The sequence below is a fragment of the Aquabacterium sp. genome, from assembly GCF_029946005.1.
GTDB lineage: Bacteria > Pseudomonadota > Gammaproteobacteria > Burkholderiales > Burkholderiaceae_C > Aquabacterium.
Window position 1 is genome coordinate 148,584 of sequence record NZ_JAQSDR010000015.1, and the last position, 22,137, is coordinate 170,720.

Annotated in this window: 22 protein-coding genes; 7 read left to right on the forward strand and 15 right to left on the reverse strand. The window is 62.9% G+C overall.

Going from position 1 to position 22,137, the window contains the following annotated elements:
- Nucleotides 1–17 precede the first annotated feature (17 nt).
- Nucleotides 18–893 carry a protease HtpX gene (gene htpX / locus PSV38_RS12010; protein ID WP_300547707.1) on the forward strand — a complete coding sequence of 292 codons (876 nt, stop codon included), beginning with the start codon at nt 18–20 and terminating at the stop codon, nt 891–893.
- 16 nt (nt 894–909) lie between these two features.
- Here the strand turns inward: htpX and PSV38_RS12015 are convergent, their stop codons facing one another.
- The gene (locus PSV38_RS12015; RefSeq protein WP_300547709.1) at nt 910–1,851 is read right to left on the reverse strand and encodes a LysR family transcriptional regulator; all 942 of its coding nucleotides are present in this window, start codon (nt 1,849–1,851) and stop codon (nt 910–912) included.
- Nucleotides 1,852–1,954: 103 nt separating this feature from the next.
- Between PSV38_RS12015 and PSV38_RS12020 the strand changes: the two genes are divergently transcribed.
- Nucleotides 1,955–3,166 (forward strand): MFS transporter, encoded by a 1,212-nt coding sequence (locus tag PSV38_RS12020; protein ID WP_300547932.1) that lies wholly within the window; start codon nt 1,955–1,957, stop codon nt 3,164–3,166.
- Nucleotides 3,167–3,472: 306 nt separating this feature from the next.
- On the opposite strand, the gene PSV38_RS12025 is transcribed toward PSV38_RS12020, so the two are convergent.
- The gene (locus tag PSV38_RS12025; protein ID WP_300547711.1) at nt 3,473–4,384 is read right to left on the reverse strand and encodes a LysR family transcriptional regulator; all 912 of its coding nucleotides are present in this window, start codon (nt 4,382–4,384) and stop codon (nt 3,473–3,475) included.
- A gap of 99 nt (nt 4,385–4,483) precedes the next feature.
- Between PSV38_RS12025 and PSV38_RS12030 the strand changes: the two genes are divergently transcribed.
- Nucleotides 4,484–5,251 carry an SDR family oxidoreductase gene (locus PSV38_RS12030; RefSeq protein WP_300547712.1) on the forward strand — a complete coding sequence of 256 codons (768 nt, stop codon included), beginning with the start codon at nt 4,484–4,486 and terminating at the stop codon, nt 5,249–5,251.
- Nucleotides 5,252–5,610: 359 nt separating this feature from the next.
- Here PSV38_RS12030 and PSV38_RS12035 read toward each other — a convergent pair whose 3' ends face one another.
- The 4 genes from PSV38_RS12035 to PSV38_RS12050 form a co-directional block, all read right to left on the reverse strand.
- A complete protein-coding gene (locus PSV38_RS12035; RefSeq protein ID WP_300547714.1) occupies nt 5,611–6,051 on the reverse strand; it encodes a hypothetical protein in 441 nt (146 codons plus the stop codon).
- Nucleotides 6,052–6,805: 754 nt separating this feature from the next.
- Nucleotides 6,806–7,753 (reverse strand): PEP-CTERM sorting domain-containing protein, encoded by a 948-nt coding sequence (locus PSV38_RS12040; protein ID WP_300547937.1) that lies wholly within the window; start codon nt 7,751–7,753, stop codon nt 6,806–6,808.
- A 485-nt stretch (nt 7,754–8,238) separates the two neighbouring features.
- Nucleotides 8,239–8,553, reverse strand: a complete 315-nt coding sequence (locus PSV38_RS12045; RefSeq protein ID WP_300547716.1) for a type II toxin-antitoxin system RelE/ParE family toxin — start codon at nt 8,551–8,553, stop codon at nt 8,239–8,241.
- Nucleotides 8,550–8,840 (reverse strand): YlcI/YnfO family protein, encoded by a 291-nt coding sequence (locus PSV38_RS12050; protein WP_300547718.1) that lies wholly within the window; start codon nt 8,838–8,840, stop codon nt 8,550–8,552. The genes PSV38_RS12045 and PSV38_RS12050 overlap by 4 nt, the downstream gene beginning before the upstream one ends.
- 610 nt (nt 8,841–9,450) lie before the next feature.
- On the opposite strand from PSV38_RS12050, the gene PSV38_RS12055 reads away from it, so the two are divergent.
- Nucleotides 9,451–10,116, forward strand: a complete 666-nt coding sequence (locus tag PSV38_RS12055) for a PEP-CTERM sorting domain-containing protein (RefSeq protein ID WP_300547720.1) — start codon at nt 9,451–9,453, stop codon at nt 10,114–10,116.
- Nucleotides 10,117–10,158: 42 nt separating this feature from the next.
- On the opposite strand, the gene PSV38_RS12060 is transcribed toward PSV38_RS12055, so the two are convergent.
- Complete coding sequence (locus PSV38_RS12060) at nt 10,159–10,971, reverse strand: DUF2007 domain-containing protein (protein WP_300547722.1); 813 nt, start codon at nt 10,969–10,971, stop codon at nt 10,159–10,161.
- A gap of 118 nt (nt 10,972–11,089) precedes the next feature.
- Here PSV38_RS12060 and PSV38_RS20455 point away from each other — a divergent pair, with 118 nt between their 5' ends.
- The gene (locus PSV38_RS20455; protein ID WP_366526655.1) at nt 11,090–11,224 is read left to right on the forward strand and encodes a PEP-CTERM sorting domain-containing protein; all 135 of its coding nucleotides are present in this window, start codon (nt 11,090–11,092) and stop codon (nt 11,222–11,224) included.
- 36 nt (nt 11,225–11,260) lie between these two features.
- On the opposite strand, the gene PSV38_RS12065 is transcribed toward PSV38_RS20455, so the two are convergent.
- The 7 genes from PSV38_RS12065 to PSV38_RS12095 form a co-directional block, all read right to left on the reverse strand.
- Complete coding sequence (locus PSV38_RS12065; protein WP_300547724.1) at nt 11,261–12,199, reverse strand: PEP-CTERM sorting domain-containing protein; 939 nt, start codon at nt 12,197–12,199, stop codon at nt 11,261–11,263.
- Nucleotides 12,200–12,348: 149 nt separating this feature from the next.
- Entirely contained in the window at nt 12,349–13,164 is an 816-nt protein-coding gene (locus tag PSV38_RS12070) for a DNA-binding domain-containing protein (RefSeq protein ID WP_300547726.1), read from the reverse strand.
- Complete coding sequence (locus PSV38_RS12075) at nt 13,164–14,021, reverse strand: DUF692 domain-containing protein (protein ID WP_300547728.1); 858 nt, start codon at nt 14,019–14,021, stop codon at nt 13,164–13,166. Before PSV38_RS12075 ends, PSV38_RS12070 begins: the two co-directional genes overlap by 1 nt.
- A gap of 19 nt (nt 14,022–14,040) precedes the next feature.
- The gene (locus PSV38_RS12080; protein ID WP_300547729.1) at nt 14,041–14,340 is read right to left on the reverse strand and encodes a hypothetical protein; all 300 of its coding nucleotides are present in this window, start codon (nt 14,338–14,340) and stop codon (nt 14,041–14,043) included.
- A gap of 103 nt (nt 14,341–14,443) precedes the next feature.
- Nucleotides 14,444–15,316 carry an AraC family transcriptional regulator gene (locus tag PSV38_RS12085; RefSeq protein WP_300547730.1) on the reverse strand — a complete coding sequence of 291 codons (873 nt, stop codon included), beginning with the start codon at nt 15,314–15,316 and terminating at the stop codon, nt 14,444–14,446.
- Nucleotides 15,297–15,851, reverse strand: coding sequence for a peroxidase-related enzyme (locus tag PSV38_RS12090; RefSeq protein WP_300547732.1), 555 nt, complete (start codon nt 15,849–15,851; stop codon nt 15,297–15,299). The genes PSV38_RS12085 and PSV38_RS12090 overlap by 20 nt, the downstream gene beginning before the upstream one ends.
- A 121-nt stretch (nt 15,852–15,972) precedes the next feature.
- A complete protein-coding gene (locus tag PSV38_RS12095; RefSeq protein WP_300547734.1) occupies nt 15,973–16,686 on the reverse strand; it encodes a hypothetical protein in 714 nt (237 codons plus the stop codon).
- A 291-nt stretch (nt 16,687–16,977) separates the two neighbouring features.
- Here PSV38_RS12095 and PSV38_RS12100 point away from each other — a divergent pair, with 291 nt between their 5' ends.
- A complete protein-coding gene (locus tag PSV38_RS12100) occupies nt 16,978–18,801 on the forward strand; it encodes an acyl-CoA dehydrogenase C-terminal domain-containing protein (RefSeq protein WP_300547735.1) in 1,824 nt (607 codons plus the stop codon).
- A 179-nt stretch (nt 18,802–18,980) separates the two neighbouring features.
- Entirely contained in the window at nt 18,981–20,711 is a 1,731-nt protein-coding gene (locus PSV38_RS12105; RefSeq protein WP_300547736.1) for an AMP-binding protein, read from the forward strand.
- A gap of 113 nt (nt 20,712–20,824) precedes the next feature.
- On the opposite strand, the gene PSV38_RS12110 is transcribed toward PSV38_RS12105, so the two are convergent.
- The gene (locus PSV38_RS12110; protein ID WP_300547738.1) at nt 20,825–22,135 is read right to left on the reverse strand and encodes an ATP-binding protein; all 1,311 of its coding nucleotides are present in this window, start codon (nt 22,133–22,135) and stop codon (nt 20,825–20,827) included.
- Nucleotides 22,136–22,137 lie beyond the last annotated feature (2 nt).

The window sequence follows — 22,137 nt, forward strand, 5'->3', positions numbered from 1 at the left end:
AGAATAGGAAACCGCTGATGAAACGCATTGCATTGTTCTTGCTGACCAACCTGGGTGTGATGCTCGTTCTCGGGCTGGCGGTGAACCTGCTCGGCCTCAACCAGTTCCTGACGGCCAACGGGCTCAGCCTGACCAGCCTGCTGGGCTTTGCGTTGGTGATGGGTTTCGGCGGTGCCTTCATCTCGCTGTTGATCAGCAAGCCCATGGCCAAGTGGACCACCAAGCTGCAATTGATCAACGGTTCGCCCGACCCGACACATGCTTGGCTGGTGAGCACCGTCGAACGCTTTGCGAACCAGGCGGGCGTGAAGATGCCCGAGGTCGGCATCTACGAAGGGGCGCCCAACGCCTTCGCCACCGGTGCATTCAAGAACTCGGCCCTGGTGGCCGTGTCAACCGGGCTGCTGACGTCCCTGACGCGAGAAGAGGTTGAAGCCGTCATCGGCCATGAGGTGGCTCACGTGGCCAATGGCGACATGGTCACCATGGCCTTGATCCAGGGCGTGATGAACACCTTCGTGGTCTTCTTGTCGCGCGTGATCGGCTACTTCGTGGACAAGGTGGTTCTGCGCAACCAGAACGACGGGCCGGGCATGGGCTACTACGTCACCACCATCGTGATGGATGTCTTGCTGGGTGTGGTGGCCGCGCTGATCGTGGCCTGGTTCTCGCGGCAGCGAGAGTTCCGCGCCGACGCAGGCGCGGCACGGCTCATGGGCCGCAAGCAGCCGATGATGAACGCGCTCGCCCGCCTGGGCGGCCTGGACCCGGGCGAGATGCCCAAGGCCATGCAGTCCATGGGCATCAGCGCCCGTCCCAGCGGGTTGATGGCGCTGTTCTCGACCCACCCGCCCATGGAACAGCGCATCGAGCGGCTGAAGCAAGCCGCCTGAGCCGGCACGTTCGCGCTCACCGCCCCCTTGGCGGCCGCATACCTGCGATGCCCGGCATGGCCTGCCGCATGACATCGGCAAAGGCCCGCAACCGTGCAGGGTAGATGCGGGCGTACGGATAGACCAGGTGCACCGGTAGCGGCGAGGCCTCCCAGTCGGGGATGAGCTGGCACAGGCGGCCCGTGGCCAGATCGTCGGCCACCAGCCATGCCGAGACCAGCGCGGCGCCCACCCCCTCACGCACGGCACTGCGCGCGGCGTAGAGGCTGTCGGTGCGGAGCCGAGGGCTCAAGCGCACTCGCTCGCGTTTGCCAGTGCCGAGCTGAACAAGATCGAGCTCGTCCTGGTGCAGATGGGGGAGCGACAGCCAGGGCAGTGCCTGCAGGTCGGCCGGCTTGCGCGGTGGCGCATCCAGGTCCAGCAGGCCGGGCGCGGCCACCAGGATGCGTGGCACCTCCGCCAATTGCACGGCCACCAGAGAGGGGTCTTGCACGCCGCCAACGTGGATGGCGCAGTCGATGCCTTCGGCGATGAGATTCGCTGCGCGGTCATGCAGGAGCCAGTCCACGCTGACCTCGGGACAGTCAGCCAGGAAGGCCGCCAACGGCTTGATCAGAGCCTCCTGCCCGAAGGCGTGCGGCGCGATCACGCGCAGTTGACCGCGGGGCTGATCCTTGGCGCCGCGCAGATCGGCCTCAACCGCAGCCCAGTTCTCCAGCAAGGACTTGGCGTGGGCGTAGCAGCGCTCGCCGTCTTCGGTCAGCCGCATGGTGTGGGTGGAGCGCTGCAGCAGCCGCAGGCCCAGCAGCTTCTCCAGCCATTGCAGGCGCCGGCTGATCGTGGGTTGGGTGCTGCCCATCTGTGTGGCGGCGGCCGAAAGGCTACCGGCCTCGACGATGCGGACAAAGGTCTGCATCAATTCCAGGCGGTCCAGCGCGCTTGAGTTCGGCGACTTCATGCATGGCATGTATATCCGATGTTCACATCAGCCGTCTACAACAATTTGTCATGCGCGACAAGAATCAAGCCATGCCATTCGCTGGAGTCCTGTCATGAGCCCGATGTCTTTGAAGCGCGGCACCGTCGCCCCTGCGCACGCTGCCGATCTGCCCCGCCCGCTGGTGCTGCTGCTCGCCAGTGGTGCCGGCCTGGCGGTGGCCTCCATCTACTACAGCCAGCCCATGCTGGCGGTGCTGGCAGGCGCGCTGGGCGCCAATGCCCGCGACACCGGCTTTGTGCCCACGCTGACGCAGCTGGGGTATGCCCTGGGCATCTTGCTGCTGGCCCCGCTGGGCGACCGCTTCGATCGCCGACAGCTCATCCTGGTCAAGACCGCGCTGCTCGCAGCGGCGCTGTTGGCCACCGGCCTGGCGCCCGGGCTGCCTTCGCTGCTGGCGGCCAGCCTGGTCGTGGGGCTGACCGCGACGCTCGCTCAGGACATCGTGCCCGCCGCCGCGACGCTGGCGCCCGAGTCCAGCCGAGGCAAGACCGTCGGGACCGTCATGACCGGGCTCCTGCTGGGCATCCTGCTGTCACGCGTGGCCAGCGGCTTCATCGCAGAGCGCTGGGGCTGGCGCATGGTGTACGAGCTGGCCGCTGCCAGCCTGGTGGTCTTTGGCCTGGCCGCCTGGCGCGGTCTGCCACGCCTGCCGGTGACAAGCCACATGAGCTACGCCCAGCTGATGGGTTCGCTGGCGAAACTGTGGCGCCAGCACGCCGAGCTGCGCCGCGCGGCCCTGGCCCAAGGCCTGTTGTCCATGGGCTTCAGTGCCTTCTGGTCCACGATGGCGGTGATGCTGCACCACCAATACCACCTGGGCAGCGAAGCGGCAGGCTACTTCGGCCTGGCGGGTGCGGCCGGTGCGCTGGCCGCACCGCTGGCTGGCCGACTGGCCGACCAGCGCGGCCCTGAACTGGTGACCCGCCTGGGTGCCGGCCTGGCCATGGTGTCCTTTGCCGTGATGGGGCTGGGCATGTTCTTGACGCGCGAGGCCCAGATCGGTCTCATCCTTGCCGCCACGGTGGGCTTCGACTTCGGCATCCAGGCCACGCTGGTGGCCCACCAGACCGTGGTCTACAGCCTGGCCCCTGCCGCCCGCAGCCGCCTGAATGCGCTGCTGTTCACCGGGATGTTCATCGGCATGTCGGCTGGCGCGGCGCTGGGCAGCCTGGCGCTGGCTCGCTGGGGCTGGATGGGCGTGGTGGCGCTGGCCACGGTGGCCGCTGGCGCCTCATTGGCCGTGCGGCTCAGCCGCCGCCACGGCGCGCGTTGAGCGCTTGCAGGTGCCGACCAAGGCGAGGCGGCCGGCTTGGATGATTGATCGGTGGTGGCGTGTTGGATGCTGTGCCAAAGAGAACAGTGGAACGGTCTGCAGATTGGATTGCTTTGTATCAAAACCCGTGTGCAGAGTGGCGGCTTTGCAGCGGGTGCGGTAATTCCGCAGACCGACATCGAATGCCAGCTTTCGGCCAAATTGCGGGTACTGTCGAACGGCTGCTGTAGGGCTTCTTTCCCATCACCATCAACATCGCCACCGGCCAGGCCACGCTGAAGCCCGAGCTCAGAGCTTGGCAAAACGCTAGCTGCCCACCTGCGCATCCGCAATCACTCCCGCCAGCCAATCCATCACCACCCGCACCCGCTGAGACAGGTTGCGGCGGTTGGCGTAGAGCAGGTTCAGCGGCATCGGCGGCGCCAGGAATTGCGGCAGCACCTGCACCAGTGCCCCGCTGCGCAAATGTGCCGATTCGCCGATCTGCGGCACCTGAATGATGCCCAGGCCCGCCAGGCAGGCGGCCGCATAGGCCTCCGCGTTATTGACCGTCACGGCACCGGCCATCGCGATGCTGCGTGCCATGCCAGCGTCGTCCGTGTATTCGAACCCGGCCGACTTGCCGCCCAGCGTACCGACGAAGTGGATCAGTCGGTGGTCGGCCAGGTCAGCCAAGGTCTGCGGCATGCCGAAGGCCTGGATGTAGGCCGGGCTGGCGCAGTTCAACTGGCGCAGCGCGCCCAGCGGCCGGGCGATGAGGCTGGTGTCCACCACGCTGCCGGTCCGAAGCACGCAATCAAATCCTTCGCGCACCAGATCGACCCGTCGCTCGGTGCTGCTCAACTCCACCTCCAGCAGTGGGTGCGCGGCCAGCAATTCGGGCAGGCGGGGAATGACGATATCGCGCGCCAGCCCGGTACTCATGTCGATGCGGACGCGGCCACTCAGGCCGGTGGCCGCTTGCTGCTGGAACATCGCCTGCAGCTCGTCCATGTCGGCCAGCACGTCCTTGCTGCGCTCGTAGAACGCCTGGCCGTCCTGCGTCAGCTGCACCCGCCGCGTCGTGCGGTGCAGCAGGCGGGTGCCGAGCTGGGTTTCAAGCTGCTGTACGGCGGTCGAGGCGCTGGCCTTGGGCAGGTTCAGACTCAAGGCAGCTTGGCTGAAGCTGGCCAGTTCGGCCACGCGGTGGAAGATTTGCAAGCGCTCAAGCGGGTCCATTGGTCGAATTTTCAATAACAGTTAAATCCAATTTAGCGGATTTATGTTTGTCAAGTCAATCAATAGACTTCGATCACACCAACCTAGGAGCACTTCCTCATGACCGCAAGCAGCCCCCCCATCGCCCTCATCACCGGCGGCAGCCGCGGCCTTGGCAAGAACACCGCCCTGCACCTGGCCGCCCAGGGCAGCGACATCATCCTGACCTACCGCAGCGCCAAAGCCGAGGCGCAAGCCACCGTCGCCGCCGTTCAGGCACTGGGCCGCCGCGCGGTGGCCCTGCAGCTGGACACCAGCATCAGCGCCAGCTTCCCGGCGTTCGCCACCAGCGTGCAGCAGGCCTTGGCCGAAACCTTCCAGCGCGAGCGTTTCGACCATCTGGTCAACAATGCCGGCGAAGGTCGCCACGCCAGCATCATGGAGACCACCGAAGCGCAGTTCGACGACCTGGTGAACATGCACCTCAAGGGCGTGTTCTTCCTGACCCAGAAGTTGGCGCCCTTGATGAACGACGGCGGCCGCATCGTCAACATCTCCAGCGGCCTGACCCGCTTCGCCCTGCCCGGCTACGGCGCCTACGCCGCGATGAAGGGGGCGGTGGAGGTGCTGAGCCGCTACATGGCCAAGGAGCTGGGCGCACGAGGCATCACGGTTAACACCCTGGCCCCCGGCGCCATCGAGACCGACTTCGGCGGCGGCGCGGTACGAGACAACGCGCAGCTGAACGGCTTTGTCGCCGCACAAACTGCGCTCGGCCGGGTCGGCCTGCCCGACGATATCGGCGGCGCCATTGCGGCGCTGCTGGCGCCGGGCAGCGGCTGGATCAATGCACAGCGGATCGAGGCGTCGGGCGGGATGTTTGTCTGACCTGACCGTCATTCCAGCGAAGGCTGGAAGCCAGTCGTGCCCAACGCTCGCTGAGGTTCGCCCGGGATACCAGCCTGCGCTGGCATGACGACGGCAAGGCTAGTCGGACTTCGGCGGAACAGCTGCCACCTTCGGGGGCCCTGGCGCATATGCCATCGGCCGCTTCGGGGCAACGAGTTCACGGCAGCGAATGTCGCTGCATCCCCCCATGGCTGCTGTCAGCCTGAAGCCGACCTCGCCGCTTCAGCGGCAGCTCTGTCAGCGATTGCCGTCATTGATACACCAAGTCCACCGACCACCTCATGACACTCCTCGGCCGTTCGAGCCTGCGAGCATGATCTCTGCAGGAGGGCGCGCGCTCATACCTTGGCGAGGAAGGCCGCCGCATCACCCGCTTCACACTTCCAGTCTGCGAAGACCCCAACCAGATTGCATTCCACGCAGTGGCAAGCGATGTAGTACCAGCGCACGTCATGTGTGCCCTCGTACACGGAGACGCCGGACATCAGCTCGAACACCTCGTTCTCGCACACGCACTCGTGCGCCTCGGGGTCGGCCTCTTCAACGTAGTCCGCGCTGTCGCCCATCAGGTGTTCCTGCCCGCAGTCGGTGCAGGTGCGGATTGCCACGCCGGCTTCTTCATCGGTTTGCAGCGCAAAAGTCCGGCACCCGCAATCGCATTTGGACGAGGCAAACCGGACGGCCTCATGGCGATTCGCAACGCTGTAGCTGCGCAGCTCGGCTTGGGTGTCGCCGGACGTCGTCCCGTACCAGAACTCGCCCTTCTTTGTCAGTGCCATTGATGTTGTTCCATTCTTCAAGGTGGTCTTCCCGGCAGACCTGACGCCAAGCTTGCCCCGATCATCTGGATTTTGCCTGGAGGCACGGTGAAGCGTCGTCAAGGGGCCGGGTCGGGGTGGTCGCCGACAAGGGCTGCGGACACCCTTGTATGCCGATTCTTGGGGTTTGCAGCGATCCGGCGGCCTCTCCGGTTCGAATGGCTCCTATCGGCCTGGAGCCGAAACGCATTGGCGACCGGCAGGTGTGCAGCGGCTGCTGACGGGGATGCAGCCACCCTGAATACACGGTCTGGGCCACATAGCGGTCATCCATTCGCCAGTGACATCACAGATCCAATGGCCGGTTTCAAAGTCATGCTGACTTTGCCAGCCTGCCGGTATGTTCCCACGACCTGAACGTCTGCTGGCCTCGGGCGTCAACTTGCGCTGCCGACCCAGCGCGGGTACTGACCAGTGCTGATTTGCTGCCGCGAAGCGGTCAATCATCGGGTTAGCGGCGAACCGCAGCCAAGCCAAGCGCCTGGTCGGTGTGAAGTACGCCACCGCCTGGCTGCTGCATTAGAGATCAACCGGGCAATGGCAGCGCGTGAGACCTCATGGTGCCATTCAGGTCAACGACGCTTACCTCGGTGGCGAGCGCGTGGGCGGCAAGCCCGGTCGCGGCTCGGAGAACAAGTTTCCGGGGGTTTTTTCCTGGTTTTTCGCTGGCTGCGCACCACGCTTGGCCGGATATTGGGGCAACCCGTACCTGACTTCAGGCCACCCGCCGCCGTGCGGCGATGGCCAGCGCACCAAGCCCGGCGGCGACAAGCCACACGATGGCCGGCTCCGGCACATGGGCAACCTCGGCGAAACCGGACTGTGTGAGGTGGATCGAAAATTGGTCAGTCGCACCCGGGGCAAGAGTGATCTCGTACCTCTTTTCCCCGATCCTGGGGTCCGGATTCGGCCGCACCGGGACCATGGACACCGGCGGATCAAGGGGGGGATCTCCTGCGACATTGAAGGCGAAGGCATCCTTAGGATCGCAGCAAGGAAGACCCGCTCCGATTCCAGCAAAAAGCTTGGTCTCCACTACGGCACTGTCGCTGGGCGGATGATCGGCATGCGCCTTGGCTGTCAAGTTGTAGGCCACGGTCCAGACCACGGTTAGCGGATCTGCTGTCAGATTTTTGAAGAACGTGTTCGCCAGCCAGTCCACGCTGGCCGTCGCGTAGCCTTTGGGTTCAAACGCCTCGCCAGTGATGTTGGAATTCATCGTGAATGAAAACCCTGACCCGGACGGCGTCGCGATCGCACTTGCTGTCCCCATCGACGAACTGGCGGCTGCGTAGGGATAGTCCAGAGAGCCATTTTCGTCTTTGAAGATCCGCAGGGCGATTCCGCCGTTCAGGTTGACCTCATCGTAGGGTATCGGCGGTGCGTAATCGCCGCGATTGACCGATTGGTTGACGTGCGAGATCTGGTAGGCCGCTTCCCCCGGTGTCGCCACCTGGGCCGAGGCATCAAGAAAGTTCGAACCTGCAGCGAAGCCGAGGCCGGACCATGACGCGCCTTGTCCAAGGCTAACCGTGGCGGTCACGTTGGCGAATGAGCTGAAAAAAGTCGCGGCGGCCGCCTGGCCTGGGCAGGCTCCGGCAGCACCGGCAAGGACAATGGCGGTTAGTGCGACGCGATGTGACAGGCCGGGCGAAATGGTCATGACGGAGTCCCCTGCAGTGGTAGAGCGCCTGGGCGCGTTCGTTGGAAGCATAGTGTTAAAGAGTCGTTGAAGCTTGAGGCAAGTCAACAGATGTCGTCGTCTTGGAGCGCTCCACTGTCATTGACGCTTCAGGCCGCAGTCCAGCATAAGTGACTGTGGACTGTTCAAACCCTCGTAGCGATGTCAAGGCGATTCTGTTTTTACCTCCATTGGGCGCATGGGGTAAAGCCAGTCCCGTGGCCACCGAATTTTCCAGGAGTAAATTACCTGGTCTAAGCTACTGTGCTCCGTGCCGCAAAGCTGACCGTGGCGAGCGGCAGGTTATGGCCGGGAGCGTGAACACACGGCAGTGCCGGGAAGCTGACCTTTCCTGCCCGAGGTCCTGCCCGCCTGCCAACCAATGTCACCTGTTGGTGGTGTTCACGAATTGGAGCTGTCGGCCAGTTACTGACGTCAATGAACGGCGGCTACCAAGCGAGCCGCTGTCAGTGGAAATCCTCCTCGCGCTGGTGGCGCGCGCCGATAACGAGGACCAATTCGGGGGTGCGTATATCGAAGCGAAGGACGTACCCGGTGGAGCCAAACGGGATGATGAGTTCACGCAATGTTGGGCGTTGACCAACCTTGCGATAGCTATAGGGCGTGGTCGCGAGATGACTGTTGGCAGCGGTGCGAATGGCCTCGACAGCTTCGTAGGCACGCATGGCTTCTTCGACAGTCTCGGCGCGATCCAGCAGGAAGTCGAAAAGGCGATCCAGATCGGCCTCGGCCTCAGGCGTGAACTCGACTCTGAACGTCATTTGCGAAGTTGCTTCACCCGTGCTGCGACCTTCGCCTCAAGCTTGGACAAGACAACGTCCGACGGGATGGAAACACCGGAGTGCTCATACGCTGCCAATGATGCTTCGCACCGCGCGGCGAAGTCCGTTTGTACGCGACGAAATTCGACGGCGCGACGCACCGATGCCTCGACAAAGTCAGTCAGCGTCTCGCCAGGCAGAAGCACCGAATCAAGATCAGCGCGCAACTCAGGTTCAACACGAACTTGGGGGATGACGGCGGTTTTCATGATTTCATTGTAGTGCATCCGCACTACATCTTCAAGCGCCGTGCTGGATCTCAGGCAGCATCGACTCGCGCACCAGCGCGACCGTCAGCAATCTGGCGGGCCCGTTCGGTGAGCCTACGACTGCTCAGGGTCGGTAGGTTGATTGCGCTGCTGTTGGATGCAGTCAGTCGGCCGACTGCGCCCCTTGATGGTAAACCCGTGCGCCTTTTCGACTTGACGGTCAATCGCACGACGGCGCTGGTAGGCGTCAAGTTCCGGAGTGGACCGGTCGCTCGCCTCGGCGACTGCTGGACGGCAGGTTTAGGCTGCTGCCGACATTCACCAGTCCAAACCCACCGACCGCAGACAGCCTCTACCCGACCTTCAGGCCGCTATGTAGCGCGTCGGCGCGTGAGCACGCGGCAGTGCCAGGAACATGACCTTCGCTGCAAGAGCTCTCGCCAACCAAAGCCAGCCGTCGGCACTGTCCACGAACCGCCGCTGCCGGCCAAAGACAGCGATCTGGCAACTCTCAACATCCATGTGAGCAGCGCTCTCAGTCTTCGTCACCAGATCCAGCCTTAGGGGTTCACTCCAGTGGTGATCTGCCCTACCATCGGCGGACCAAATAGCAACCCAAGGAGATGTTATGAAAACGAGAAGCCCTTGCTTTCGCATTACCGGAGTGCTGCTGGTCGCGCTCGCATCGGCGCCACCCTGCGCGATGGCAGCAGTAGTACCGGTGCCTGACAACAACGCCTTCGCCATGTTCACCAACCCCGTTCTCAACTTTGACGCATCGACCGGCACCTTCTCGATTACGGGTGAGTTGATGGCCGTTCAGTTCCCGGGGCAGGTCTTGTCTTACGACGATGCGTTGGTCACCTCTCACGCCGTGGTAACCGCGTTCGGAACCTTCTCCGGCACATCGCTCGCGCCCGCTACCATTGACATGCAAGGGGTCTTCTCGATGACGAGAACTTTGTCGTTAGGAGGGCGCTTGTTACTCACCGAAGTGCTGCCAAATATGGGCTATACCCAAGCGCTGCAGGAGTGGCAGGGGGCAATCACCGCAAGCACCTACGACACGACCTACAAGGGCTCGCCCTGGCTGAGCAGCTACTTCTCGTCTGTTTCAAGTACGGGTACGGTGAGGCCGGCGCCAAATGACGTGCCGGGTACTTGGGTGCTGGATGCCACCGCCGTACCAGAACCATCTACCGCCGCACTGCTGATGGCTGGTGTTACTGGCCTGACGTGCTGGCGCCGCCGAGGTATCGTTGCCCGAAAACCATCCGCGGATGGAGTTCTTTGACAAAGCCCGACCAGCCCATTCTCAAACAGCTGGCCCCACCATTCATCTGTCTACCGCGATGGGCGCGCGCGATGTCACCGCGCCAACGCGAGAGTAATTCTCAGTGGTGTCCAGCCGACCGTCGCCATCGGTGTCAATGTCGGCACTGAGGGCGGCGCCCAGGCGCACCCGCTCAAGGCGAGCCACTTTCTGCGTGATGGGATCCACGTACTCCACCGTGTGCGCCACGCCGTCGCGATACAGGGTTCGCACGTCGGTCAGGCCATCGCCGTCCAGATCCACCTCGGCCAACTCGGGGTTGTTGCGCTTGTAATGGATGTGCGTGTCCATGACACCGTCGAAATCCTCGTCCGAATCGGAGCGAAGCAACTGACCATGTCCGTCGAACGTGCTGATCTCATCAATCCGCTGGTCAAAGTTGCGATCAAGTTCGGTCGACAAGTGCCGGCCCGAAGCCGAGAACCGCCAGTGTTCATCGAGCACGCCGTCGCCGTTGTTGTCTTGGCCTTCGGTGGAGGCGGGCAAGCGCATCAAGGCAAAGGACAAGGCCATGCCCACAGCCACGCCGGTCAAGGCGGGCCGCGCCCAACTCGAGCGGCCACCGCTGCCGTCCGCGGTGGCGCCAACGGGCGTGTCGGGAACGGGGTTGACGGCTTCCCAGCGATCGATCGCCTCCCGGGCACGCGGGTGATCTTCTTCCAGGACTTCCAGCCGCACCAGACCGGCGGCAGGCAACTCGCCCATGGCCCCTTGCAGGTGCGCGCCACGGATGTGGGCCGTGATGCCCTCTTGCCTGAGCACGTCCAGCAGCATCTGGGCTTCAAGCAGATTGGCGGCGTTGTACACGGTCTTCATGGGCGATCTTTCAATGCTGCCGGTCAGCATAACGCGCCGCCAACCCCTGAAGCGAGGGGCGCATGCCACGCGAAGTCCCGCTAGACCACCTTGGCCATGCTTCAACAAAACGGTTCAGATGTCGCTCAGCGGAGGCAGGTCTCGGCGTCGGGCACCTCGGTCCAGTCCGTCAACGCCTGAACCCACCACCTGGGCACTGATGCTGTTTGGCCTGTTGCCGATCATGGCACTTGGCCGCCGCGCACAACAGTGACGATGCGGCCAAGCCGGTGCAAGGCGCTGCCCAGGTTCAAACAGCGGTTCCGCGGTTGTCAGATGGTGCCTTGACGACCAGGGACACAGCCTGCCGACGCCGCACGATGGCCCCCCCAATGCCGACCAACCCCAGGCCCATCATGGCCCAGGTGGAAGATTCCGGCACCAACGCCAGCGGGGCCGTTGCATAACCATTGGTGTAGGCCACGGCCGACAGCGTCTTGCTCAAAGTACCGCTTGAGTCGTTGCTCACCGTCAGGCTCAGCAGCTTGCCTTGAACGTGTTCACCCGTGTTGTAGCTGCGCATGAAGTCCTGCAGATAATCCATCGACTGGCACCGATCACCCCAGCACGGAGGAGAACTGCCAAGCGCAGACAAGGCGTCATTGCCCACCGTGAGGAAGGCCTTGCCATCGACCTGGATGGGTGCCCAATCGAAGTAACCGTTCTGGTTGCCGTACGGCCCATAGATCACGGAGCCTGGCGGCACCACCACGCTGTGCTCGATGTCTGCGGCTGCGGTGAACGTGATGGCCGTGTGCGGGCTGAGCACAAATGCCTGCTCATGCATGGCCAGCAGGCTCCACGTGCCTCCGCCAGCGAGGATGTCCGCCGAAGCAGACATGCTCCCGGCATCGGAGGAGACAGCGAAGCCCTGGTAGGCGAGTGACTTGGGCGTGCCCAACGGTACTTCGTAGGTTTTCTTGACGCTGCTGGAGGCGATGGAATTGGGGCCGCCGCCACTGCCGACGCCGTTGGACATTGACGCACTCACCGACTGTGTCATCACACCTGGTCCCAAGGCGATCGACGGGTCGATGCCATCGGTCAGGTCCAGATCCGTGAGCGTGTATTGGTAGTTGCCAAGAGATACCTTGCTGTGGGCCTCGGCGTGGGCTTGGTGGCAAAAGGCCGATGCGGTGGCCAAAGCGGCCAGCAGCATCAATGGGCGTTGAACGAACATGCCTGTCATGACGAGATCCTCTCTGTTTATCTGTGTGTATTCATCAAGTCTAAGGATTTGCCGCAGCACAGGCAATGCCCCAAACGGCCACAACAGCTGCCATCGATGGCCAAAAGGTGTGCCGCTGACCATTCAGCCCGAGGAGAGCCGGGGGTAATTCATGGTTGACTTGCCAACAACCCCTCATCGATCCAGCGGCGCAAATGGCCACCGGCCACCGCCGCCGCATTCTCATCCTCGGGCAACCACTCCGCCAGCAAGGCACAAGTCTCGGCGAACGACTGCCCCTGCATCACCGCCCGCAAAGCGGCCGCCTCCATCGGCGCCACGCTCCTGAAATGCGGCCGCTCTTCAAAGCGCCACACCACCACGTCCATCGGCGATGGCAGCACCTCCACCGGAGGCACGTCGGCGTCCTGGTCCAGCGCGTGCCACAAGCTCAGGGTGTTGCAGCGCAGGCTGATCAAGGCCAGCGTGGGGTGCGGTTTGAACACCACCGTGGCCCAGGCTTCGGGCGCCAGCGCGGCCACCTCAGCCAAGGCCAACACCGGTGCATCGGGGCCATCAAAGGCCGCACGCATGGTCCAGTCCAGGCGGGCAATCTCTCCCACCTCGGGGTGATCACCCAAGGCGCTGTCCGCATCGTTCAATCGCTGCGCCAGCCAATCGGGGTAGGCGCCGCCATACCAGCGCAAGTTGGCCGACTCCGATGGGTGCGCCTCGATGAACTCGGTCGACAAGGCATCGAACCACTCATCCCCCAGGTACAGCAAGGTGTGGCCAAAGCTGTCGCGCAGCGTCTCTTGCAAGCGGGCGCGGTAAGCGTGGTGGTAGATGCCCAGGCGCTGCGCCGCGCTGCCCGGCACCACGCAAACCACATCGGCCAATGCGCTTGCATCGCCCGCCAACACATGGCCCTGCAGGCGTGACTGCAAAGCCTCCAGCGACAATGAGTTTGCGTCGAGCGGCAGCATCACGCGGCCTGCCTTTCCAACACCGAGGCGGCCACGCTGCGCGCATGGTCCAACTCGGCGATCAGCTCTGGCAAAGGCGGGATGTGGTCATCGCGTTCGATCATCGTGGCCACCGCGCCAAAGCGCTCGCAGGCCTTGGCATACAGGGCCCACACCGAATCGGCCACGGGGTGGTCGTGCGTGTCGATGATGTGGTCGCCATGGTCGGTGTGGCCCGCCAGGTGGATCTGCTGCACGCGGCCCACGGGGATGTGCCGGATGAAGTCCAAGGCATCAAACCCATGGTTCACGCTGCTGACGTGGATGTTGTTCACATCCAGCAGCAGCAGGCAATCGGCCTCTTCGCACAGGCGGGCGATGAAGTCCCACTCGGTCATGTGGGAGCTTTGAAATTGAACATAGCTGGAGACGTTCTCCAGCACCAGGCGGCGGCCCAAGGCATCTTGCACCTGGCGCACATTGCGCACCACCAGCGCGAGCGCTTCGTCGGTGTAGGGCAAAGGCATGAGGTCGTGCAACTGGCGGCCGTGCACACCCGTCCAGCACAGGTGGTCTGACACCCACAGGGGATCGACACGTTGCACCAGCGCGGCCAGTTTCTTCAGGTAGGCGGGGTCTGGTCCGGCCACCGAACCGATGGACAGCGAGACGCCGTGCATGGCCATGGGGTAGCGCTCGTGCAGGGCGTCGAGCATGCACAGCGGCTTGCCGCCGGGCACCATGTAGTTCTCGGAAATGATCTCCAGCCAATCCACCTTCTGCGGTGCGGCCAGGAAGTCGGGGTAGTGCACGGTGCGCAGCCCCAGCCCAAATCCGGGCGAGGGCCGCGTCAGCGCGGCATGCGGTGAAGCACTCATGCCGTGGTCGCCTCAAGCATTACTTGGCGGCGCCCAGGTCGCCAATGGTGCCGCCCTTGCCCAGGCAGGCCTTGGCGTCCATGGCCTTGAAGCCGTGGCCCTTGCAAGCGTTTTGGCCCTTGCAAGCGCTTTCCGTGGTCTTGCAATCGCTGTTGCCCTTGCAGGTGTGCAAGCCGTAGCAATGCACCTTGTCGCTGGCGGCCACGGCCGAGCCCATGCTGCCGGCGGGTGCTTCGGCAGCGAAGGCGGCGCCCGACATGGCGATCAGGGCGGCAGCGGCGGCCAGGGCGGCGGAAGAAGAGGTGGTGCGTTGGGTCATGGTGTTTCTCCGATGGGTCAAACATGGTTGGTGAACAAGGCCCGAACGCTGTTTCTCGTTCGGGACCAGGGTGTAGTCGAGTACACCGTCCACTTCTTACACCTCAGACGCAAAATTCTGCGCGCGACTGCATCAACCACTGCCGTGGCGACATCCCCATCCTTTGCCCAAAGACCCGAGACAAGGCCGATGCGTTGGCATACCCCAAGTCCGAGGCCAGCAGCTTGACTGGCTTGCCTTGGCGCAAGCCGGTCTGCGTCAAGGTCATCCGCCAATTGGCCAGGTAATCGCCCGGGGTAGTCCCCACCATGCTTTTGAACCTGGCCGCGAACGAGGTGCGCGACATGCCGGCCTCTTGCGCCAGCGACTCCAGACTCCACGGCTGGCCCGGGTGGTCGTGCACCGCCACCAGTGCGCGGGCCAATCGCGGGTCGGCCAGCCCGGTCAGCATGCCCACCGGCACACCGCCATCCTCGGGGTGGTCGAGCAGCCAGCGCAGCATTTGCAGCAAGACGACTTCGAACAGGCGATCGGCCAGCAAGCGTTGGCCACATTGAACGCGTTCGGTTTCGGCGAAAAGCAATGCCAACGCGGGCGCCAGCCCCTCCACTCGGCTCAAAGGCAACAGCACCAGGGGCGGCAGGGCCAGCACCAGCGGGTGCGTGGGGCCGCCCTCGAAATCGAGCGTGGCGCAGGCAAAGTCGGCGCCGTCGTCGGGGGTGTTGTGGAACTGGTGCGCCATCGGCCTGGGGTAGAACAGCAGGCTGGGTTCGGACACCTTGATGCGCTTTTGAAGCCCGGTGCTGGCACGGTGGGTGACCACCATCTCGCCTTGTCGCAGCACGTGCAAAAAACCACGCCCGGGTTTTGCGGCGTAAGTGGTCACGCCACACAAAGGCCCGGTGTGGAACAGGTGTGCCCGAACGCTGAAGCGCTCGAGCAGCGAGGACAGTCGGTCAATGGGCGGAGTCGCCATGCTGCAAAGCCACCTTGGGGAAGTCGATGGGCACATTCAAGGCCACGTTGACGTAATTGGTGAAGAGGTTCAAAGCCACATGGGCCAGGATCTCGACCACCTGCTCATCGCCAAAGCCTACTTCGTGCAAGCTGGCCACATCGCCATCGGTGATCTGCCCCCGTTCGCTGACCACCTTGAGCGCGAAGCGCAACGCCGCGGCCGTGCGGGGATCGGCAGACTGGCCGATCTGCGCGGCGGCCATCTGCTGCGCTGATGCACCGGCTTTCTGGCCCAGCGCCGTGTGGGCCGACAGGCAGTATTCGCAGTGGTTGCGGTTGGCGATGGCCACGGCAAGCTGCTCGCCCAAAGTGGCCCCCAGGCTGCCCTTGCTCAAGGCGCCAAAGGCAGCCCACATGCTTTGCAGTGCGCCCGGCGAATTGGCCACGGCCTTGAACATGTTGGGCGTGGCGCCAAAGGCCTGCTGGATCTGGCCGAGGAGGGCTTGGCTGGCGGCAGGAGCTTGCGGGGACTGGAGAAGATTGACGCGGGACATGGTGACTCCTTGTGGATGAATGGAGCCCTCAGTGTCCCGGCGCTTCACGAACCCAAGGGTTCATTCCGTACGGCATTCATGCCCATTCGTCCGAGACCGCTGGACGAGGGCGCGTCCTGCCTTACTTGAACGCGGCCACCCGGGCCACGTCCAGCTCCTTCTCCATCTGCCCCTGGTCGATGAGCTGGTCCTGGAAGCGTTTCATGATGACCTTTTCCCGCTCCTTGTAAACGGCGGTCTGGCCATCCTCGGCCATGAGCTTGGCGTCCATGGCCGCGTCGTGATCCAGCGCGCGCATCAGGGCCTGGCGCGCGGCCTCTTCCATGGGCTTGCGCTGGGCCTCGTCGGGGATCATGTCGGCGTAAATCGCTGCCTGCAGCATCAAGGCCTCCGGCCCGGTCACCTCCTGGTTGGCAAAGCGCACCGGCAAGGCATCCAGGATGCGCTGGCCCACTTGGGCGCGCTCGATCGCATTGGGCTGGTCTTTCAACGCGGTCCACTTGTCCATGTCGCGCTTGAAGCGGAGGTAACCCACCATGCGCTTGAGTTCCTGGTCACGCTGCGGGTGGTTGCGCAAGGCGTCCACCAGTTGCTGCCACTCCTTGGGGTCGATGTCGGCCGGGCGCTCCAGTTCGTGGCTGCCCGAAGACGAGGGGGCCGCTGCAGGCGGTTCACTGTCCAGCATCTTGGCGTAAGCCTCCTCGTGGGGCGGCATGGGCAGGGCATCGGCCGAGTAGGTTCGGCTGGCGTAGTAAGCGCCGCCCGACATGGCCACCACCAGGGCGCCAGCCACCACCCAAACGGTTTTTGAGCGCTGTTTTTTGATCACCAACATGACTGCTACTTCCTCAATTCGGATCCGCGTGACAGAGGCGATCGTTGCACGCAAGGCATTCAAGCCCACCAGGGTATCTCCGAGGCACCCCCGTTTCAAGGGGGCAGAAATGGCCGACCAATGGGCAAATTAGCCCCTTTGCTGTCAGAACATCCCCCTGAACGCTCCAGTCTGCGGTATAAATGCGACCTTAATTCGAACGATCGTTTGAAAAGCACGGTCGTTCGAAAATCCCAGATTGCTCCCATGGCCCGGCCGCTGTTCACGCGGCTTACAAAGAGGTGACTTCCTATGCCGCAGTACAAGGCGCCCTTGCGCGACATGCGCTTCCTGTTGAACGACGTGTTCGACTACACCAGCCATTACGCCAGCCTGTCCAACGGCGGCGAAGCCACACCCGACATGGTTGAAGCCATCCTGGAAGGTGCGGCCACCTTCTGCGAAGAGGTGTTGGCCCCCTTGAATTTGTCAGGCGACCAAGAAGGCTGCCACTTCGACAACGGCAACGTCACCACGCCCAAGGGCTTCAAGGAAGCCTACCGTGCCTACGTGGAAGGCGGCTGGCAAGGCCTGTCGCACGAACCCAAGCACGGCGGCCAGGGCCTGCCCATGTCGCTGAACCTGCTCAAGGCGGAAATGATGGGCACGGCCAACTGGTCGTTCACCATGTACCCCGGCCTGAGCCTGGGTTGCATGAACACCATCATGCAGTACGGCACCGAAGCGCAAAAAGACCTGTTCATGCCTGCGCTGGTGTCCGGCGAATGGACCGGCACCATGTGCCTGACCGAGCCCCAGTGCGGCACCGACCTGGGCCAGGTCAAGACCAAGGCCGAGCCCGTGGGCGACGGCAGCTACAAGCTCACCGGCACCAAGATCTTCATCTCGGCTGGCGAACACGACCTGGCCGACAACATTGTCCACATCGTGCTGGCCCGCTTGCCCGACGCCCCGCGCGGCACCCGTGGCATCTCGCTGTTCATCGTGCCCAAGTTCCTGGTGAACGCCGATGGCTCGGTGGGCGAACGCAACCCCGTGGTCTGCGGTTCGATCGAGCACAAGATGGGCATCCGCGCCTCGGCCACCGCCGTGCTGAACTTCGACGGCGCCGTGGGTTACATGATCGCCGAGCCCAACAAGGGCCTGGAAGCCATGTTCACCTTCATGAACACCGCCCGCATCGGCACGGCCGTGCAGGGCGTGGCCCATGCCGAGCTGTCGTACCAAGGCGCCCTGCCCTACGCCAAGGAGCGCCGCTCCATGCGCTCCCTGTCGGGCAAGAAAGACGCCGAGCACACCGCCGACGCGCTGATCTGGCACGCCGACGTGCGCCGCATGCTGCTGATCCAGAAGTGCGTGGCCGAAGGCGGCCGCGCCATGATTTACCACGCCGCCAAGCTGGCCGACAACATGGTCAACGGCGTGCTGGAAGGCAACAAGGCCAAGTACGAAGCGTTCGACGACCAGCTGGGCTTCTACACCCCCATCCTGAAGGGCTTCCTGACCGAGTTGGGCCTGGAAGCGGCCAACCTGGGCATGCAGGTGTTCGGTGGCCACGGCTACATCAAGGAACACGGCATGGAACAGATCGCCCGCGACGCGCGCATCTCCACCTTGTACGAAGGCACGACCGGCATCCAGGCTTTGGACCTGCTGGGCCGCAAGGTGCTGCTGACCACCAAGGGCAAGTGCGTGCGCGAGTTCACCGGCGACATGCTGGGACTGGCCAAGCCACACCTGCTGTCGGGTGGTGCCGTGGGCAAGATGGCCCGCACGCTGGCCTGCCGCGCCGTTCAGTGGAACGTGTTGACCACCCGCATCATGCTGCGCGCCGCCAAGGACCGTGACCTGGTCAGCTCGGCCAGCGTCGACTTCCTGATGTACTCGGGCTACGTGATGATGGCCCACTTCTGGTTGCTGCAGGCCGTCAAGGCCAACGACCTGCTGGCCAGTGGCAAGGGCAAAGAGCCGGCCGAGTTCTACAAGGCCAAGATCCAGACGGCCGAGTTCTACTTCGAACGCATGCTGCCACGTGCAGATGGCCACAAGAAGAGCGCCTTGGCGCCCACCAGCGCCGTCATGGCGATGGACGCGGAGCATTTCACGTTCCAGTGATGTCGGCACGACATCGACCGATGCGCGAAGGCCCTCGAAAGAGGGCCTTTTTTCATGCCATGGCACCAGACTTCGGCAGAACCCCGCACTTGACTGAGGGATGGCAAAAGCCCGGATCTATTGCAAAATGACAGCAGTTGTTTTCAGATTGATCCCGGCTTTTTTCACAGGACAAATTCATGTCGATTGCCAAACCTTGGTTGAGTCAGTACGGCGCAGGCGTGCCCCCCGAGATCAACCCCGACGCGTACACCTCGCTCGTTGACCTGATGGAAGAAGCCTTCGCCAAGCACGCCAAGCGCGACATGGCGGCGTTCCGGGACTCGCGCTGGACCTTTGCCGAGATCGATGCCCACTCCAAGGCCCTGGCCACCTGGTTGCAGTCACTGAACCTGGCCAAGGGTGCGCGCGTGGCCATCATGATGCCCAACGTGCCGCAATACACCGTGGCCATCGCAGGCGTGCTGCGCGCAGGCTTCGTGGTCGTCAACGTCAACCCGATGTACACACCGCGCGAGCTGGAACACCAACTGAAGGACTCCGGCGCCGAGGTCATCATCGTCCTCGAAAACTTCGCGGTGACCTTGCAAGAGGTGGTTGAACGCACGCCGCTCAAGCACATCGTGCTGAGCGCCATGGGCGATGTCTTCGGGCCCATCAAGGGGCCGCTGGTCACCTTCAACGCCCGCCACCTTGAGAAAAATGTCGTGGCCTTCAGCCTGCCTGACAACGAGCGCTGCAAGCAGACCACCCTCAAGGCTGCCCTGGCCAAGGGCCGCGCTGGCAAGTACGTGCGCCCCGTCATCCAGGGCGCCGACCCGGCCTTCCTGCAATACACCGGCGGCACCACGGGCGTGTCCAAAGGCGCCACCTTGTCGCAGCGCAATGTCACCGCCAACATCCTCCAGTGCGAGGCCTGGCTCAAGCCCGAGCTCGACAAGATCGACGGCCAGTTGATCAACGTCGTGGCCCTGCCGCTGTACCACATCTTCGCTTTGACGGTGTGCTTCTTCCTGAGCGCGCGCATGGGCACCATGAACGTGCTGATCGACAATGCACGCGATCTGCCCGGCCTGATCAAGACCTTGAAGAAGTACAAGGTCACGCAGTTCCCGGCGGTCAACACCTTGTACAACGCCTTGGTAGAAGAACCCGATTTCGCCACGGTCGACTTCTCACGCCTGCGCATGTGCATTGGCGGCGGCATGGCCGTGCAACGCTCCACCGCCGACGAATGGCAGCGCATCACCGGCGTGCCCATCGTTGAAGGCTATGGCCTGTCCGAGACGGCCCCCGTGCTGACCATCAACAAGCTGGACAACAAGGGGTACAGCGCCGCCATTGGCTACCCCCTGCCCTCCACCGAGATCCTGTTGCTGAACGACGACAGCCAGGTGCAGCCCACGGGCGAGCCCGGCGAGATCTGCGTGCGCGGCCCACAGGTGATGTCCGGCTACTGGAACCGCCCCGACGAAACCGCCAAGGTCATGACCGCCGATGGCTACTTCCGCACCGGCGACATCGGCGTGTTCGATGAGCAAGGGCAGATCAAGATCGTGGACCGCAAGAAGGACATGATCCTGGTGTCAGGCTTCAACGTGTACCCCAACGAGATCGAACAAGTGGTGAGCCTGCACCCCGGCGTGACCGAGTGCGCGGTGGTGGGCGTGCCCGACGAACGCGCTGGCGAAGCCGTGATGCTGTTCGTGGTGCGCAAGGACTACAGCCTGACCGAGAAGATGGTGGCCGAGTACTGCAAGGAACAACTCACCGGCTACAAGCGCCCCAAGTACGTGGAGTTCCGAGAAGACCTGCCCATGACCAATGTGGGCAAGATCCTGCGCAAGGATTTGCGCGACGAGGCGATCCGCGACCTGGCCTTGCGCCGCAAGGATCAGAAAGCGGCTTGAAGCCGGGGGACATCAGCACCAAGTTCAGCAGGGACGTCAGGAAAAGCATTCTCCTGATCGTCCGGCGAGTGCTCTGCACCGATGGATTTCCTCAACAGCAAGCGCTGAATGAGTTAAGAAATTTTATCGACGGCGTCCGCAGTTTGAACGATCGGCAGCCATACCGAAAAGGTCGTTCCAGCACCTACTTGCGTATCAACCTCAATGCGGCCGCCATGTCGATTGACGATGCTGTAAGAAACCGACAGGCCTAGACCAGTGCCTGTCCCGACGGGTTTGGTGGTGAAGAACGGGTCAAAAATCCGCTTGACCACATCCGGTGGAATACCCGAACCGGTATCTGACACCGACACCAGCACCCAGTCCGATTCAACGGCGGTTCGGATCGTGATCCGGCCGTGCTCTTTGATGGCCTGCGCGGCATTGACCAAAAGGTTCAGAAAAACCTGGTTCAGCTGCGATGGCATGCACTCTACCAAGGGCAAAGCACCGTAGTTCTTGATCACCTCTGCTTTGTACTTGACCTCGTTTTGAACGATGCTGAGGGTGCTGTTCAAGCAGTCGTGCAGGTTGGCGCTCTGCCATTCAGCTTGGTCAACCCGAGAGAAGTCTTTCAAGTCCTGAACGATGCGCTTGACCCGGTCAAGCCCGTCACGGCTCTCCTTGAAGAGCTGGGGAACGTCTTCTCTCAAGAAATCTATCTCTATCTCTTTTTTGAGCGCATTGACACGTGCCAGTGCCTGAGGATGCTGATCCAGCAAGGCCTCCAGCCCTTCGTACTCACTCAACAACCGCATGAGGTCAGAGATGTAGCCTTCAAGGCTTCCGAAATTGCCATTCACGAAGCCAACGGGATTGTTGATTTCGTGCGCAACGCCCGCCGCGAGTTGGCCGATGGATGCCATCTTCTCAGCTTGAAGGAGTTGCCCTTGAGCTTCAGCCAGTTGTGCAATCAGCTTTCTCTGCTCTCCCTTTTCTACCTCAAGCGCTGCGATGGTGGTGGTCAACTGCTTCTGGAACAACGCCGTCTCGGTGTAGTCGAACAGCGCAACACAAACATGATCGACCGCCTCGCCTTGTTTGACGGGCAGAAACGTGCAGTTCTGGCGCATGGATTCCATGCCTCCCGTCACTGAACGATTGTGAGGAAACTTGAAGAGATGAGGCCGCTGCTCCCAGGAAGTGAATGCGTAGTTTTTCAATAAGAAAACGTTCTGGATCTTCTTTTCCAACCACTTGGACGGCAACTCGGGGAAGCACTCAAACAGATTGCGTCCCTTCACCTCCTCGGCGGTCATGCCGCTGTGCATTGCCATGAAGCCGTTCCAGAGCGTGATGCGGAAATCCTGATCAACCGCAAAGAGACCCACTTCAACGTGGTCAACGATGAAGCTCAGCATCTCAAATTGATCATCGGTGGGCATGC